General features: G+C 61.9%; 13 protein-coding genes and 3 pseudogenes. 5 read left to right on the top strand and 11 right to left on the bottom strand.

The window, feature by feature from the left end; genetic code table 11:
- Nucleotides 1–367: 367 nt before the first annotated feature.
- Both ACVMDN_RS02700 and ACVMDN_RS02695 read left to right on the top strand, forming a co-directional pair.
- On the top strand, nucleotides 368–1,168 hold the full coding sequence (locus tag ACVMDN_RS02700; protein WP_069276320.1) for an ATP-binding cassette domain-containing protein: 801 nt from the start codon (nucleotides 368–370) through the stop codon (nucleotides 1,166–1,168).
- Nucleotides 1,165–1,776 (top strand): annotated as a pseudogene (locus ACVMDN_RS02695) (ABC transporter permease); the annotation flags it as partial. The gene ACVMDN_RS02700 and the pseudogene ACVMDN_RS02695, both read left to right, overlap by 4 nt.
- 36 nt (nucleotides 1,777–1,812) lie before the next feature.
- Here ACVMDN_RS02695 and ACVMDN_RS02690 read toward each other — a convergent pair.
- A pseudogene (locus ACVMDN_RS02690) lies at nucleotides 1,813–3,163 on the bottom strand (IS701 family transposase).
- Nucleotides 3,164–3,225: 62 nt separating this feature from the next.
- On the opposite strand from ACVMDN_RS02690, the pseudogene ACVMDN_RS02685 reads away from it, so the two are divergent.
- Nucleotides 3,226–4,176 (top strand): annotated as a pseudogene (locus ACVMDN_RS02685) (glycine betaine ABC transporter substrate-binding protein); the annotation flags it as partial.
- A gap of 704 nt (nucleotides 4,177–4,880) precedes the next feature.
- On the opposite strand, the gene ACVMDN_RS02680 reads toward ACVMDN_RS02685, so the two are convergent.
- Both ACVMDN_RS02680 and ACVMDN_RS02675 read right to left on the bottom strand, forming a co-directional pair.
- Entirely contained in the window at nucleotides 4,881–5,684 is an 804-nt protein-coding gene (locus ACVMDN_RS02680) for a glycoside hydrolase family 12 protein (protein ID WP_069276462.1), read from the bottom strand.
- 106 nt (nucleotides 5,685–5,790) lie between these two features.
- On the bottom strand, nucleotides 5,791–6,057 hold the full coding sequence (locus ACVMDN_RS02675) for a hypothetical protein (protein ID WP_141713300.1): 267 nt from the start codon (nucleotides 6,055–6,057) through the stop codon (nucleotides 5,791–5,793).
- 642 nt (nucleotides 6,058–6,699) lie between these two features.
- On the opposite strand from ACVMDN_RS02675, the gene ACVMDN_RS02670 reads away from it, so the two are divergent.
- Nucleotides 6,700–6,870, top strand: a complete 171-nt coding sequence (locus tag ACVMDN_RS02670) for a hypothetical protein (RefSeq protein WP_253603930.1) — start codon at nucleotides 6,700–6,702, stop codon at nucleotides 6,868–6,870.
- Between the two features lie 72 nt (nucleotides 6,871–6,942).
- Here ACVMDN_RS02670 and ACVMDN_RS02665 read toward each other — a convergent pair whose 3' ends face one another.
- The 8 genes from ACVMDN_RS02665 to sfnG form a co-directional block, all read right to left on the bottom strand.
- Nucleotides 6,943–7,764 (bottom strand): prephenate dehydratase, encoded by an 822-nt coding sequence (locus ACVMDN_RS02665; RefSeq protein WP_253587998.1) that lies wholly within the window; start codon nucleotides 7,762–7,764, stop codon nucleotides 6,943–6,945.
- A gap of 218 nt (nucleotides 7,765–7,982) precedes the next feature.
- Nucleotides 7,983–9,176, bottom strand: a complete 1,194-nt coding sequence (locus tag ACVMDN_RS02660; RefSeq protein WP_456835760.1) for an acyl-CoA dehydrogenase family protein — start codon at nucleotides 9,174–9,176, stop codon at nucleotides 7,983–7,985.
- Nucleotides 9,177–9,198: 22 nt separating this feature from the next.
- The gene (locus ACVMDN_RS02655) at nucleotides 9,199–9,987 is read right to left on the bottom strand and encodes an ABC transporter ATP-binding protein (RefSeq protein WP_069276460.1); all 789 of its coding nucleotides are present in this window, start codon (nucleotides 9,985–9,987) and stop codon (nucleotides 9,199–9,201) included.
- Nucleotides 9,988–10,047: 60 nt separating this feature from the next.
- Nucleotides 10,048–11,379 (bottom strand): ABC transporter substrate-binding protein, encoded by a 1,332-nt coding sequence (locus ACVMDN_RS02650; protein WP_253603934.1) that lies wholly within the window; start codon nucleotides 11,377–11,379, stop codon nucleotides 10,048–10,050.
- Nucleotides 11,380–11,405: 26 nt separating this feature from the next.
- Nucleotides 11,406–12,449 carry a branched-chain amino acid ABC transporter permease gene (locus tag ACVMDN_RS02645; protein ID WP_069276316.1) on the bottom strand — a complete coding sequence of 348 codons (1,044 nt, stop codon included), beginning with the start codon at nucleotides 12,447–12,449 and terminating at the stop codon, nucleotides 11,406–11,408.
- Between the two features lie 3 nt (nucleotides 12,450–12,452).
- Nucleotides 12,453–13,343, bottom strand: a complete 891-nt coding sequence (locus ACVMDN_RS02640; RefSeq protein WP_253603935.1) for a branched-chain amino acid ABC transporter permease — start codon at nucleotides 13,341–13,343, stop codon at nucleotides 12,453–12,455.
- A complete protein-coding gene (locus ACVMDN_RS02635) occupies nucleotides 13,343–14,188 on the bottom strand; it encodes an ABC transporter ATP-binding protein (RefSeq protein ID WP_375167114.1) in 846 nt (281 codons plus the stop codon). Before ACVMDN_RS02635 ends, ACVMDN_RS02640 begins: the two co-directional genes overlap by 1 nt.
- Before the next feature lie 88 nt (nucleotides 14,189–14,276).
- Nucleotides 14,277–15,377, bottom strand: a complete 1,101-nt coding sequence (gene sfnG / locus ACVMDN_RS02630; RefSeq protein WP_069276313.1) for a dimethylsulfone monooxygenase SfnG — start codon at nucleotides 15,375–15,377, stop codon at nucleotides 14,277–14,279.
- Nucleotides 15,378–15,918: 541 nt separating this feature from the next.
- On the opposite strand from sfnG, the gene ACVMDN_RS02625 reads away from it, so the two are divergent.
- Nucleotides 15,919–16,200, top strand: coding sequence for a hypothetical protein (locus ACVMDN_RS02625; protein ID WP_141713299.1), 282 nt, complete (start codon nucleotides 15,919–15,921; stop codon nucleotides 16,198–16,200).
- The last annotated feature ends 75 nt before the right edge of the window (nucleotides 16,201–16,275 follow it).

Raw genomic sequence — 16,275 nt, 5'->3', positions numbered from 1 at the left:
TGGCAGCTGCTACGGAGCGGTCGGTCGGGTTAGAATTAAGATAACCCTCTACATTCCTTGGAGACCTTTGCCCCGCCACATTGTTCGCGATCGCTGCGCGAACAGACTTTGTTCGACCCGGACGAACGGGCACGGCCCCTCCGGCTAGCCAATCCCGAATGAAGTCACGACGGTACATTTCGTACGGAACGACTGTAACGCCATTACCAATTTCGACATCTCAAACCACCAACCGTCTTGCCGCGTGTCGCCGTGGGGCCGCATGGACTTGCTAGTGTCCTTCGAATTCGAAGTTCGCTAACGTGCGCCACCGCTGAATGAAGCGAAGTTCGGATCCGGAACACTCGCGCACTGGTCCAGCACAACCATGACACTCGCACCGCTGATTACCTATGCCCATGTGGGGAAGAGTTTTGCCAGCGGTCGTGACGCCGAGCGCGTCAACGCGGTCGACGATGTCTCGCTCGATATTGCCGCGGGCGAATTCCTGGCGATCGTTGGCACCTCCGGCTCCGGCAAGTCCACCTTGTTGCGGCTCGCCAACCGCCTGCTCGATGCCGACGGCGGCCGCGTCATCGTGGAGGGCGAGGACGTGCGCAACGTCGACCCGGTGGGTTTGCGCCGGCGCATGGGCTTCGTGTTCCAGAGCAGCGGGCTTTTTCCGCATATGCGCGTCGCCGACAACATCGCCGTCACACCGAGACTGCTCGGCTGGCCCGCCACCGAGATCGCCGTGCAGGTCGATCAGCTCCTCGACCTGGTACAGCTCGATCGCTTCCTCCATCGCGATCGCTTTCCGCATGAATTGTCGGGCGGCCAGCAGCAGCGTGTAGGCGTGGCGCGGGCGCTCGCCGCCCGTCCCCGTATCGTGCTGATGGACGAACCCTTTGGCGCGCTCGATCCGCTGACCCGCTACACCATGGGCGAGGAGTACCGCGCCCTGCATCGCAGGCTCGGTTTGACTACGGTAATGGTCACCCATGACATGACGGAGGCGTTGTTGCTTGCCGATCGCATCGCGGTGATGCGGGCCGGACGGGTTGTGGCGCAAGGCCAGCCAGCCGAGCTGGCAAACAACAAGGATCCCTACGTGGCGGAGCTGTTGAGCACACCCAGGCGGCAGGCCGAGCGGCTGAACGCCCTGCTCCCGGGAGCAAGCACGGAATGAGCTTCCTGTCCGACCCGCGCTGGCACGACGCGGCGGCGCATCTGCCGGACTATCTTGGCAGCCACGTTCAGGTCAGCCTGGCAGCGCTAGCGCTCGGGCTCGTGATCAGCCTCCCGCTCGCGATCCTCGCGCGCAATCATGCCGTGATCCGCGGCATCCTGCTGGGCCTCGCCAGCATCGTCCAGACCGTGCCCGGACTGGCCCTGCTGGCGCTGTTCTACCCACTTCTGCTCGCCATTGCGTCGTTGACGCTTCGCTGGTTCGGCTTCGACTTTTCCGCATTCGGATTTCTGCCCTCCATGCTGGCACTGGCGCTCTATTCCATGCTGCCGGTGCTGCGCAACACCATCACCGGCCTGAACGGCGTCGATCCCGCGTTGCTTGAGGCGGCGCAAGGGGTGGGCATGACGCCGCGGCAATCGTTGTTCACGGTGGAATTACCGTTGGCGCTGCCGGTGATCATGGCCGGCATCCGCACCTCGGCGGTATGGGTGATCGGGACGGCGACATTGTCCACGCCGATCGGGCAGACCAGCCTCGGCAATTACATTTTCGCCGGCTTGCAGACCCAAAACTGGGTGCTCGTGCTATTTGGCTGCGTCGCCTCACACTACTTTGGCAGATTGTGTTTTCGCCGCTGTTTTTCACGGATTTGCTTTCGGCAATATGGGCACTGCTGAGACGGCGGCCGAAGGATGAGATCGACGATGGCGTGACGTACGGCTGGCATGGTTGGCTGAGGCGGAGGCCCGTTGATTCCTTTTTTTTCCGCCCCGCGTATGCGAGGCGACGATGTTGCAGGAAGGCGTAGGCAATCATTGTCATCAAGGCGTGGCGATGAAGACCTTGCCATGATCGCCCTTCGAAGTGATCAAGTCCAAGTTCCTCCTTCAACTGCTGATGCGCCTGCTCACAAATCCACCGTGCCTTGATGGTGGCGGCCAGCGTGCGCAGATCCGTCGCCGCCGGAAGATTGGCCAGATAGTATTTCTTCTCCCCGGACGCACGTTGCTCGCCAATGAGCCAGGCTTCGTCGCCTGGGAGATGCTGCTGACCTTTATCCCATATCCGCTGCGGAGGGCCGTCGGCGGTCCGGACACGGAGAGCAGCAAATTGGGCTTTCAGCCGACCTTTCGTCCCGCTACGCCAACTCACGGTTTTCCATTTGGCGCTGGCGAGCATTTGTTCTGCGGCAATCGATAAGATATCGGGCACGTGGTGCTTTCGTGGTTTTCCGCGGACCTTGGTAATCGGCCAAATGAGCTTCACATCGACCGGATACACTTTCTGGTGCCGAGGGATGCCGACAGCCCAGGTCAGCCCGCGCTCTGTTAGCCCTTGTCGAAACGGTGCGCTGAGGCCGTATCCTGCATCCGCCAGCACACATCCAAAGCGCACGTTGGCTGCCATCGCGCGGTCAATCTCGGCTAGAGCAATCTCGGGCTTGGACCGTGCCGTTCGATGTTCGACTGGCACGCGAGCGCGCTTCAAACGAGATATGTCGCTTGTCCAACTGTCAGGCAGAAAGAGACGTAACGCGACCATCACGGGCACTTCGCCGCGAGCAAGCGTCAAAGACACCAGCGTTTGGCAATTTGCCGTTTTACCGAGAGCCGACGCGTATTGAGCCGCAACACCGACCGAGCGCTCACCCTTCTTGGGAAGTGAGGTGTCATCAATAACCAGCACCGCATCCCTGCCGCCGACAAGTCGGTCCGCCTGGTTGAGCAGCTCTGTCTCCAGCGGCGTCGCGTCCCAGACACCGTCCGCAATGAAATGGTGCAACTGGTCGTAGTTGCTCGCGGCAAGGCGTTCCGCCATCGGCTGAACGCTCTTGCGATCGCCCGGACCGATCAATCCCGCAACATACAGAGGACACATCCGCTGCCGGGTCTTATGACCCAGCCGGTCCAAGAACGGCATCAGCCAGCGTTCGAGTTCGTCTTCCCATCCGGGCATGGTCAGCCCTCCAAGAGCCGACCACCCATGAATCATTGAAAAATTGATTCGGGAATCCTATAAAACGCGGCAAAATCAACAATCTGCCAAAGTAGTGCTCAGCTCTGCTGGCGTTAGCGGTCGATCAACTTTTAACGCTGATCGAACGCGGATTGGGCGAGCGCAAGCGCTTCCGCACTGCGCTCGGCAGCGTCGGGATCGCCGCACTGGTCGCGGCCACATTGATCCCTTCGGTCTCGCGCGCCCCGTCGACCTACATCATCGGCGCCAAAACCTTTGCCGAGCAATATGTGCTCTCCGCGCTCATCGAGCAGCGTCTGCAGGCCGCGGGATTGCAGGCCTCGACGCGCGAAGGTCTCGGTTCCAACGTGATTTTTCAGGCGCTCGCGGCCAACGACATCGACGTCTATGTGGATTATTCCGGCACCCTGTGGGTCAACCAGTTTCACCGCAGCGAGATGCTGCCGCGTGAAGCATTGCTCGCCGAGCTGAAGAAACTCCTGGCAAAGCAGGACATCACCCTGCTCGGCGCGCTCGGTTTCGAAAACGCCTACGCCCTGGTGATGCCGCGGCAGCGCGCCGAAGCACTCGGCATTCATTCGATCACCGACCTGGCTGCGCACGCGCCGACGCTGTCGATTGCGGGCGACTACGAGTTCTTCTCGCGCCCGGAATGGACTGCCCTGCACAAGGCCTACGGACTCTCATTCCGTACGCAACGACAGATGCAGCCTGATTTCATGTATGCGGCAGTGGCGAGCGGCAACGTTGATGTCATCGCGGGCTATAGCAGCGAGGGGCGGATCAAGGAATACGACCTGGTGACGCTGGCCGATCCCAAGCACGCGGTCCCGCCCTATGATGCGGTCCTGCTACTTGCACCACGGCGCGCTCATAATACCGCGTTGCAGGACGCGCTGAAGCCACTGCTTGACCGGATCGACATTGCGACGATGCGCGAAGCCAATTTGCGCGCCAGTGGCAGCAATGCGAACTCCTCGCCCACCGCGGTGGCGCTCTGGCTTTGGCAGAGGATCAGTGGGCAGTAGACGCCGGCCCATAGCTGGCTAGGAACGCATGAACGCGGCTCGGTTGTCCAATACGCATCGGCCGCTCACGCACGCGCGGCCAACTGGGGCTCGGGGTCTCCTCAAGGCTCGAAACAGCCGAGGATTGTCATTGAACCGATCTACTTCTTTTGGAGATTGCCAGTAAAATCCGTCGTTCAGATCCGAATGTCAACGATGCGGCGCCAACTGATTCGATCCTGGCTCCCAACGACCAAGAACACGTCGTCATCTATTAGCGTCTCCTAGACGCAGACGGGGAAGGCGCCGACTGGAGAGAAGCCGCCGAGATCGTGTTGCGCATCGATCCTAAACCTGAGCCGGAGCGTGCTCCCCATGCCTATGATAACCCATCTCGCTCGCGTCAAGTGGATGGCTAAGCATTAACGGGATCTGTTGCGGAGCAGTTGGCTATGTTCGAACTAAGCAAGATTGCACGCAGATCTGGCGCGAAGAACGCAGCGATCAGGATAGCGGGCGGCATAGCCGGGATATCGATGATTGCCCAAAGGTTGTTGGGTGCGAGAGCTTTGTTGGATCTGATTGTCGCGGAGCGTCAAGCGTGGCGTCTTGGGAACTTGTGGACTTCGGCTGCACGGTGGTATGGACCGTGACCGTTGAGGTCTGCATAATGCGTCGGCCCCGTGCCGCCGAAGTCTCTCACATCACCTCACTGACGCGGATCCTTACTTTGAGGTCACGCTCCAGTTGTTGAAATTGAAGTTCATTCCCCCTGGGGATGAGGTGACCTCGACGCCGTATTGAACGCTGCCGACGTTTATATCGCCGAAGTAGCCCTTCGACTTGATCCACTCCAGGATGCTCTTGATGTCCACTGTTCCACTATTGGTCTTCGAAGTGCGCAGGAGTGAGATGACCTTGTGACCGTTAAAGCCTTCAAACACGTTCCAAGTCGCTCCGCCCACGTCGACATTGGTGTAGACCGGGATCGCTGCCCCGGAACGATCCTGACGATAATGGTAAGAAATTGGTTTGACGTTACCGCTGCCGTCCGGATTTCCAGTGTAATTCGTCCAGAGCATTATCTCATGCTGGTTTGAGCTGTCCCATATATCGTAGGCAACGTCCCAGGCACCGCTTGTCGGAACATCCTGATTGAAGTTCGAGCTCAGAGCGTTGATTGAACTGAGCGGTTTCCCGATATTGAAAGCCTCGTGCGGATAGCTCTTGATGCCAGCAGTATTAGGCTGGTTCGACCACACACTCCACTGGTTGACTGCACGCACCGAAATCGTCTGAGGCCCAGCACCCTTGCCCCACACGTCGTTGTTCCAAGAGTAGCCATCGCGTGAGAAGTTCCCGTATGGAGCGCTCGAACTCCAAATCGGAGCCTTCGCCGGTACAGGCGCGGCAGACAGTGACTTGGCTTCATTCACGGCTTGCCTAAATAGATTATGATCCTCCTGTCTGAAAACATAACCAGTTTGGGATCCTGGCGAGCCCGCATCGTTGATCCGATTGGAATTCATAATGCTCTCCTTGCTCTTATGAGTAGCAAAATCCCTCGCCGAACCACCCAGCGGGTATCCCCGGTTCGTGATCAGTTCAGTTATAGGCGGCATCGGCATCTAGAGATCAGGTTCGAATGCTAGGAAGGTTGGCTTTCGAGAAGCTGACCAGTACCCCGACACAGAGGTTTTTGATTCGTTGAAGATGGTTTGATTTGGTTGAGGGCCTCGGACAGTCGAGCGCCATTTTGCGCGAGCTTCTCGGTTGTGTACAACCACTTGACGCGATCGCGATCGGCATGGCGCCGTTCTCCGGCGCGGTGACCAGGTCGGGGAAATTGTCGACGTCCATCGAGGCATTGGCGACGAGAATGCCGATCTCGATCTCAACCATATTCAGACAGCCGGCGTATTGAGGTGACTCCAACCGGCGCAGTGTCCGTCGCGCGTCGGCGGCGGGAAAGGCCTGTTGAGCACTCCGGCCGAATGAATGAGATTGTCGAGCACTATTTGGCCTTCATCGGCGCCTAGCCTTCGTCTGCGCTTCCCTGGATCAAGCGCGAGCGGCGGAAAAGTGCGAACTAGATGCTCTTGCGCCACATGACTGGGTCGCATCCGGAGTGCGGAAGTACGGCGCCGTCCGTTCACGATGAGCTGCATCAGCCCCGCCGCGGGAGGAGGCGGAAGATGTCTGTCAGGTGCCCCTTGATCTTCCCAGCGGTACGTCGGATCAGCGGCCGCTGGAGTCCTTCGAGCCTCACCTTTGTAAAGTGACTCGTCAGGCGCGGCGGGGCGCTCCTCCCGACGAGCTCAGTGATGTCATCCCTGACAATGCGGTCGATATCAAACCAGACCGTCCGCTCGACCAGTTGCAAAGAGCGCTCGTGCGGACATACCAACGAGGCGAGAACCAGGAGGCCGGGCTCTTCCTGCCCGATCCGAATTCGGAGAGCCCCGAGCTATCAGCGGGGATCGCAGCAGAGCGGAACGCTCGCTCGTACTTTCTCCGATCTCTCCTGCATTGTCTCGGATTTTGATGCGGTTCGCCACCCGTCGTTTCGATCTCGCTCCCTACTACGAGCGGGCCCGCTGGCGGCGCGAGAGCTTGCAGCCTACCCTCATTCTCAAGGTAGTTCTGCAACGCATTGTCGACAAATTCTGCCAGCTTATGATTGTCACGCGGCAGTTGCAGGCGCTTTCCCCATGAGCGGCTCCACGATCTCCTTCGTAGAGCTACGAAGAGTTCCGAAAGGGCTCGGATCACGCCAAGTAGAAGCTATCAGTACCGGCGCGGATATGACCCGAACACGCGAATGTCCGGGCGCTTTCGAAGCAATCCGGCAAGGCTATCCGTCTGCGCATGCCCCGCGACCTCAATCAAATATCGATGGCTGTCAAGGCCCGCTTTGGCCGGTCGCTCGTAAATCGTCAGGATTTGGACTCGGGCACCAGCAAAGGAAGCAAGCAAGGAGGCAAAATCCGCATCACTTACAGTCGCGAGCAACGACGTCTTGTCGTTCTCGGTTGGCGGAGGCATATCCCTGCCTAGCACCCACCAGCGCGTCACATTGTGCGGGCCTTCTTCAATCCCAGCCACCAGCGAACCCAGCCCATAAATCGCCGCGCCAACTCTGGGGCCAATAGAAGCCCTGTCCAAGGCTTCGCTGTTGGCAACGGCTTGCGCCGCGGCGCCACTACTCGCCACCGCGGTACGTCGAACCTGCGGCAGCCGGTGATCTAACCAAGGCTTAACCTCGTCAAGGGCAACCGGATGCCCGAAGACCTCTCTAATATCCTCCAGACGCGTTCCATGACGAACAAGAAGGCTATAACCGAGCATTTTGGGATATTCGGCCACGATCCTTACATTCGGCAGGTCCAGGATCGGATCCAGATACGGGGTAGCTCCCACCAGGGACGTGGTAACGGGCAGGCAGGCGCGGTCGATCTTCCCACTTTGGTATGCTGAGAGCAATTCCTCTTGGGACATAGGGGCTAGGTCAGACGGACCGAACAGCTCAAGGCAAGCTTGGTGTGTCCATGATCCGGCTGGCCCAAGGTAGCAAGTTTTACCCGCCGTCGCAGCTGTCAAGGTGAGCACATGCAGTGCCCCACTCGCTGCCGCAACGAGCGGAGTGTGCTTAAGAACAACTGTGCGATCCGCGACAACATGGTCATGACCCACCTAGCTGGATATCACGTACTAGGCTATGCGACAGCCCCTACGGTCTGGTAGGCGCGGCGACAGAGTTTTCCGCACGTTCTTTTTGCGCCACCAGGTAGCTTCGACCACCTGTGGGGCAGCCTCGCGGCCAACCTCTATTCTCCGCCCTCGTAGAACAGTTCCAGCGGCAGGCCGACCACCGCCTTTCCGATCCAGTCGCGCGCGATGACATTGGACGGCCCCATCGCGATCGCCGCGCGGGCATCGCGATAGGCGCGCTCGATCGGGCCGCGGTGATAGCCATACCCGCCCGTCACCGTCAGCGCCGTCGCCGCGACCTTGTTGGCGACCTCGGCGGCGTGCACCTTGAACTCGGTCAGCGGGATCAGGATTTCGCTTTGCGGCTTGCCGCGCCAGAGCGCATCGAGCTTGCCCGCGAGCTCGTTGCGCCACGGCCGTAGCGTCTCGACCAGCACCTTGGCCGCGCCGAGCTCCTGGCGAATCGCCTGATAGTCGGACAGGCTCTTGTTCCGGTCCTTGTGCACGAAGGTCGTGCTGTGTGCGATCGCCGCGTTCAACGCGCCGCGTGCGACGCCTTCCCAGACCGCACCGAGCCCGATCAGATAGACCGGAGAGACGCCGTCATAGATGATCTCCTTGCCCTGTCCTTCGGCGCCGAGCCGGTCGCGCTGCGGCACATGCACGTTGCTGTAGCGGATCGCCCCGGAATGATTGGCCCGCACACCGAGCGCATCCCAGGGCCGGGACTCGATGCCCTCGGCCTTGCCGTCGACAATGAAGAAGATGATATCGGCCTGGTCCTTGGCGCCAGGCGTGCGCGTCTGCACCAGGTAATAGTCGGCATGGCCCGAGCTTGTCGTGAACGACTTTTCGGCATTGACACGATAATCGTCGCCGTCGCGCGAGGCTTCGGACAGATTGTACCACCAGTGACCGCCGGTGGCGCGTTCGCTGGTCGAATAGGTGCCGAGCAGGCCGCCATTGTTCGCCTTCAGCCAGCGCTCCTTCTGGTCGGCGTTGCCGAACAGGTTGATGGTCTGGGCCGCGCCGACATGCATGACGTAGATGAGCCCGGTGGAGGCATCGGCCTGTCCGATCCGGTACGCGGCTTCAGCGAAATCCAGATGGCTGAGGCCGAGTCCGCCGAATTGCGGCTCGTTCAGCACGCCGGTCCAGCCGGCCTCCGCCAGAGCACGAAGATTCTCGCGCGGAAAGCGACTTTCGCGGTCGTTGCGGTCCGCATTCACCGTCACTGTCGCGTCGATGGCGGCATCGAGCCTGGCATAAACGTCGTCGTCGATCTTGCGTGCGAGATTGTCGTTGGCCATGGTCAGTCTCTCCGGGTTGCAATCATGCGACAGCCTCGCGTGGCCGCCTCTGGCCCTGATCGTCCCGCGACGATCCGCCGAGATAATGGGTCTTGATGTCGGCGCGCTGGCGCAGTTCGGCCGCGCGACCGGCCAGCACGCTGCGCCCGTTTTCGAGCACGACCGCGTGGTCGGCAAAGCGCAGCGCCACCGTCGAGTTCTGCTCAGCGATCAGGATCGACAGTCCCTGCTCGCCGTTCAGCTGCTGGAGCGCGCGAAAGATTCCTTCGACGACCAGCGGCGCGAGGCCCATCGACGGTTCGTCGAGCACCAGCAGCCGCGGACGCGACATCAGAGCCCGGCCGATCGCCGTCATCTGCTGCTCGCCGCCCGAGGTCAGTCCGGCCAGCGCGCGGCGATGCTGCTTGAGGCGCGGAAACAGCTGATAGGCGCGCTCGATATCCGCGGCGATTTCCGCCCGCCGCGCATCGCGCCCTATCGCGCCGGTGATGAGGTTTTCCTCCACCGTCAGCGAGGCAAAGCAATGCCGCCCCTCGAGCACCGGCACGAGCCCGGCGCGCACCAGCGTCGCCGCCGACGTGCCTGCGACATCGCGGCCATCGAACACGATCCGCCCGGCGCTGATCTGGCCGCGGCGGGCAGCGAGCAGCGCCGAGATGGCCTGCAATGTGGTCGACTTGCCTGCGCCGTTGGCGCCGAGCACAGCGACGATCTCACCGCGCCGCACGGCAAGCGAGACGTCGCTGACCGCCGCGATCGCGTGGTTGTAAGTCGCGGCCAGGCCTTCGACCGAGAGCAGGGTTTCACTCATCACGTGATCCATGGCGTTGGCGGATGCGGGAGGCCGGATCGCTCCCGCATCGCGCGCGGCTCAATTGCTGACGGCTTCGCCACCGGAGGTCCGCACTTTGATGCCGTGCTCCTTGGCATAGGCGGCCGCCGACTTCTCAATGATCGGGCGCAGGAAGGCCCAGTCCGGTGCGATCCAACCGGAGACGACCTTCCATTTGCCGCCATCCCACTGCTGGAAGGTGACGCGGCCGTCGCCTTCGTGATTGTCCCAGGTGACGTTGATCGAATGGAACAGATCCTTGGCGCCGAGCGCTTCGACCCGCGCCGGATCGAGCTGGAGATGCTCGAAGCCCCATCGCACCTCGTCTCCGGTCAAGGTGCGCTTGCCGAACTTCGCCTGCGCAATCCGGATCGCCTCGACATTGAGGATGCCGTTCACGATGCCGAGGTTGTGGTAGACGCTGCCGATCCGCTTCTTGTCGTCGAGATTGCCCTTGCCGGCGCCATAGACCGTCTTGATCACCTCCTGCAGCACCGGATACTGCTCGCCGGAGGCCTGCGTGGTGATCGCGATATAGCCCTTGGCGGCGTCGCCGGCCGGGATCACGTCCTCCTCGGAATTGGACCAGACGTTGCCGATGATGTGGTCGGCGGGGAAGCCAACCTTCAGCGCGGTCTTCAGCGCCACTGGATTCATCACGCCCCAGCCGCGCAGCACCACGTAATCGGGCTTTGCGCGGCGGATCGACAGCCATTGCGACTGCTGCTCGTTGCCGGGATGCGGCACCTCGATCTGCTCTAGGCTGAACTGGTACTTGTCGGCCAAGAGCTTGTAGATCGGGATGGTCTCCTTGCCGTAGGGCGAGCCGTGATAGAGCACGACGATCTTCTTGTCCTTCAGCTTCTCCACTCCGCCCTCGCGGCTCGCGATGTAGTTCACGATTCCCGAGGTTTCGCTGTAGGGATTGAGCAGCAGCGGAAACACATAGGGGAACACGCGGCCGTCGGTCGAATCGGTGCGGCCATGATTGATGGTGATGAGCGGCACCTTGTCCTTGGTGATGCGGTCGATCATGGCGTAGGCGATCCCGACCGAGAGCGGATTCCAGGCGGCAACGCCGGGCCGCCCCTTCAGCCGTTCATAGACCTCGACGCCGCGCTCGACCTCGTACTGGGTCTCGCCCTCGTCCCAGGTCAACTTGACGCCATTGACGCCGCCGTCGCGGATGTTGATCAGATTGAGATAGTCGATGAAGCCGCCGAAGAAGCCGGTGCCGCCGGCCGCATAGGGGCCGACCCGGTAGCTTTGCAGCGGAAAGAACTGTTCGTCGGCGCGCGCCGCCTGTGTTGCGGCCAACACGGAGGCGACCGCTGCGGCAAAGGCAACTTTCAGATATCTCGATTTGATCATCTTCAACTCTCCAGTGGCGCGAAACGTCATGTGTTGCGAATGGCGGCCGGCCGCGTGACGGCGCTCCAAAGCCGGTCCCACAGCGCGACCAGGCCGCGCGGTTCGACAATCAGGAAGGCGATGATGAGCCCGCCGAGAACGATGCGCTGGCTCATCTCCAGCACGCCCGAATCGAATACGCCGCCGAGCAAGGCCGCGCCGGCGCGTGACAGGATCAACGGAAACACCACGATAAACGCGGCGCCGAGAAACGCGCCGCGCAGCGAGGCCAGCCCGCCGATGATGATGATGAACAGGATCTGGAAGGAGCGGTCGAGATTGAAGCCGGCCGGCTCGACCGTTCGCAGATAGGCAAAGGCCCACAACACCCCGGCGATGCCGATCAGGAACGAGGAGACGGCGAAGGCCAGGAGCTTGGTGCGCAGCAGCGGCACGCCGATCACCCTGGCCGCGAGCTCGTGATCGCGCACCGCGATGAAGTTGCGGCCGCTCTGCGCGCGCAGCAGCCGCAGGGTCAGGAACGTCGCCGCCACGACGACGCTCAGCGAGAACACATAGCGCCCGGCCGGGCTGGTGAAGGCGAAACCGGCCACGCTCAGTACCGGGGCATCGATCACGCCGGACGGACTGTCGTTGGAAAACCAGCCGAACTTGGTGAGCGTCCATTGCACGAAGAACTGCGCGGCCAAGGTCGAGACCGCGAGGTAGAAGCCGCGCAGGCGCAGGCTCGGCAATCCGAACACGATTCCGATCGCGGCCGCGACGAGGCCGGCGAGCACAAGGTCAACGATCAGCGGCAGCTGCGGCAGCCGGAGGTGAAGGTTGTAGGTCGCATAGGCGCCTACCGCGAGGAATGCGGCGGAGCCCAGCGACACCTGCCCAGCATAGCCGGTGAGCACGTTGAGCCCGACCGCGGCAAGCGCCAGCGCAAGGAACGGCGTCAGCACCGCATCCAACAGGTAATCCGAGCCAGCGACCGGAATGACGCCAAAGGCGATCCCCGCCGCGGCGGCGATCGCAATGGTCTCGACGCCAGGCGCGAGCGATCCCGCCGGTGCTGCTGCGCTCATCTCCTAGACCCTTTCCACCAGCTTCTGCCCGAACAGCCCCGACGGCCGCACTAGGAGCAGCACCAGCGCCACGACATAGGCGGCCCAGGCTTCGATGCCGCCGCCGAACAGCGGCCCGACATAGACTTCGGCGAGCTTCTCGATGGCGCCGATCAGAAGACCGCCGATGATCGCACCAGCGATCGAATCGAAGCCGCCCAGCACCAGCACCGGCAATGCCTTCAACACAACCAGCGACAGCGAGAACTGCACGCCGAGACGCGCGCCCCATAACAGTCCGGCGACCAGCGCGACGATGCCGGAAGCGGTCCACACACTGGCCCAGACCCGTGGCAGCCGCAGGCCGGCGGCAAGTGCCGCGAACGGATCGTCGGCAACGGCGCGAAACGAGAGCCCGGTTCGGGTATAGCGGAAGAACAGCGCGAACAGCGCCACCAGGCTGCCCGCGGCCGCCGCGGCGAACAGATCGAACCGGCTGATGAAGACCCCGGCGATGTCGAGCGGCACGTCACTGATCCCGATGTCGAGGCCGTGAACCTGCGTGCCCCACAACAGCTGCGCCGCGCCCTCGATCACATAGGAAAGCCCGAGCGTTGCCATGAACAGCGTAATCGGCGGCTGGTTGACGAGCGGCCGCAGCACGGTTCGCTCGACGCTTACGCCCAGCACGACCATGATCGCGAGCGTGATCAGGAACGCGACCGGAAACGATATGCCGCGCTCGATCAGGCTGACGAAGGTCAGCGCCGCGAACAGCAGCATCGCGCCTTGTGCGAAATTGAGCACGCCCGAGGTCTTGTAGATCAGCACGAAGCCGATCGCGACCAGCGAGTACATCACCCCCGACAGCAGGCCGCCAACCAGCACCTCGATCAAAAACTGATAGTCGAACATCAGACGGCGAGCTCCGTGACGTCCTGATGCGCGACGCCGAGATAGGCGTCGATCACGGCCTTGTCGGTCCTCACCTCGTCGGGCGTGCCATCGGCGATCTTGCGGCCGTTGTCGAGGACCGCGATGCGATCAGAGAGGCCCATCACGACGCCGATGTCATGCTCGATCAGCATGATGGTGGCGCCGTAGCTGTCGCGCGCATTGCGCACGTGCTCGGACAGCTCGCGCTTCTCACTCAACGTGACGCCCGCGAACGGCTCGTCCAGCAGCAGCAGCGTCGGTCGCGCGACCAGCGCCCGCGCGAGTTCGACGCGCTTCTGCAAGCCATAGGGCAAGGTTCCGGCGGCGCGCTCACGAACGTCGCCGAGGTGCAGGAAGCCAATAACATCCTCGGCGGCGGCGCGGTTCTCCGCCTCGATCCGGCGCGCCAGCGGCGAGCCGATGATCTGGCGCAGGAAACCTGCGCGGACGCGATGCGCGAGCCCCATCAGGACATTGTCGAAAACCGACAGCCCCTTGAAGATCGCAAGGTTCTGGAACGTGCGCGCGACGCCGTGCGCAGCCAATCGCGCCGTCGGCACCTGAACGAACGCACGCTCGCCAAGCCACACCTGCCCGCGGTCGGGCCGATAGAGCCCGCTAATAACGTTGAGCAACGAGCTCTTGCCGGCGCCATTGGGCCCGATCACCGCGCGGATCTCGCCCGGCGCGACCGCAAGGTCGACGTCGCGCAGCGCCGCGACGCCGCCGAATGTCAGCGCGATGTCGCTCAATGCCAGGACCGGCCGTACCGCGCGATCGGCGGCCGGCGCGAGCCCCCGTTCGGGCGCATCGACCGCCCACATTGCACGCGGCTTGCCTTGCGCTGGAGCCGCCTCCAGCGCAAGGACGTCAGCATTCGTTGCCATCGCCGTCACGTCGAAAGGCTCCCTATCATTCGGCGGCCTGGGCGTGCGCGGCGGTTTTCGCCTCCAGCGCACGGACCAGCGGAATGACCCGGCGGCCGAAATATTCGACCTCCTCCTGGAAGTGCAGGAAGCCGAGCAGCACGAGATCGACGCCGACCTCCTTGAGCGCGACGATGCGCTCGGCGATCTGTTCCGGCGTGCCGATCAGATTGGTCTTGAAGCCGTCATTGTACTGGACGAGATCCTCGAAGCTGGATTGCGCCCAATTGCCCTGGCCCTCCGGCGAAGCCTTGCCGGCATTCTTCACCTCATGTCCGAACGCATTGACCGCCTCCGGATCGGCCTTGACGATGATCTCGTCGAGCACGGCGCGGGCCTCGACCTCGCTATCGCGCCCGATGGCAAAGGCATTGACGCCGATCTTGACCGAGTGATTGTTGGCGCGCGCCTTCGCCCTGATGTCGTCGACCTGCTTCTTGATCTCCGCCACCGAATTGCCGTTGGTGAAGTACCAGTCCGACACCCGCGCGGCCATGTCGCGCGCGGCGCGCGAGCTGCCGCCCTGGAAAATCTCGGGCAATGGATGCGCAGGTTTCGGCTTCAGCGTGTAGTCGGAGAAGCGGTAGAAATCGCCACGGAACGTGAAATTGTCCTGGGTCCAGATTCCGCGCAGCGCGCGGATGAATTCCTCGGAACGGCGGTAGCGCTCGTCGTGATCGAGCCAGGGCTCGCCGATCGCGGTGAACTCGCCGCGGAACCAGCCGCTGACGATGTTGACGGCAACGCGGCCCTCGGTGAGCTGGCTGATGGTCGCGATCTGCTTGGCTGCGACCGCCGGATTCCACGGTCCGGGCAGCAGCGCCGCGATCACCTTCAGCTTAGTGGTTGCGGCGAGCAAAGCGTGGCTGAAGGCGACCGGCTCGTGCTGGAACTCGGCGCCGTAGCCGGCGGTGAAGCGGATCTGGCTCAGCGCATAGTCGAAGCCGCTCTGCTCTGCGATCTGCGCCAGGCGGCGGTTGTAGTCGATGTCCCAGCCGGTTCGCTGCTCGATCTTGCTGATGACCAAGCCGCCCGAGACGTTGGGCACCCAATAGGCGAACTTGATCGGATCATTGCTGGCGGTCATTCGAATGTCCTCATTCGGTTGGGATGTGACGACGCGCGCCACGGGAGGTGGCAGCAGGATGCATTCACGCTGCGCGGGACAGCGGGTTGGTAAATGACCGACTGACAATTTGTCAGTTCGGATGTTTTTGAAAGGTCGGAGCGGTCAGCAATTCCGATCCGCGACGCACGACCAGTGCGTCAACAGCAGATCGTGCGACACGACGTTCGCAATGCGCAGGCGTTGATTTCGTCGAAGACGTCGGTGCAAATCATTAGAATTTCCCCTCGCAAGCACCATCGGCTGACGATCAAGTGTCTCAGAGAAATTGCGGGCGAGCGAGTCCAAGCCAAACTCTTTTTTGCCCAGTCCGGGAAAGCGGTATTCTCTTCTTCAAAACGAAATGCGTGGTTTGTTCCTGCGCGGCTGAAATCACGTCGACGATGATGCGCAAGTAAGATTCGACCGCTCGAGATTCGAGAACAAAATGAGTGCAGGAGAACTGCCTTCTCCTTACCAAACGTTTGCGCGCCCGGCGCAGCTACGTAAAAGCAGATAACGCTTGAGACATTTTCTCGGAGCGATCTTTTCTGGTCGAAATGCATCGTCGACGATCGCTGAACGCAACACCTCGGGAACGATCGCGTTCCCGAGGTCGAAAGGTGATACAGGGAGCGGCGCCTACTTCATCATCGCGCCGGGGACGATGTCCTGCACGTCGTTAACATTTGCACAGCTCGCTGGGCGCTGCGGTTCCCATGATCTGAACGAGCCGCTCCTTTTGCCGCCAGAAAAATTGCCGATCCTAAGCTGGCTCGATATCAAGCCGTCAAAATCACTGTGACCAGCCACTGGTAGTTCCAGTGTACCGACCATCACGCACGATCTTTCCGGCCCTCTAGATGAGGTCGCCAGGGCT

The sequence above is a fragment of the Bradyrhizobium sp. USDA 4510 genome, assembly GCF_054059095.1.
This window is presented reverse-complemented; position numbering and strand designations above follow the sequence as displayed.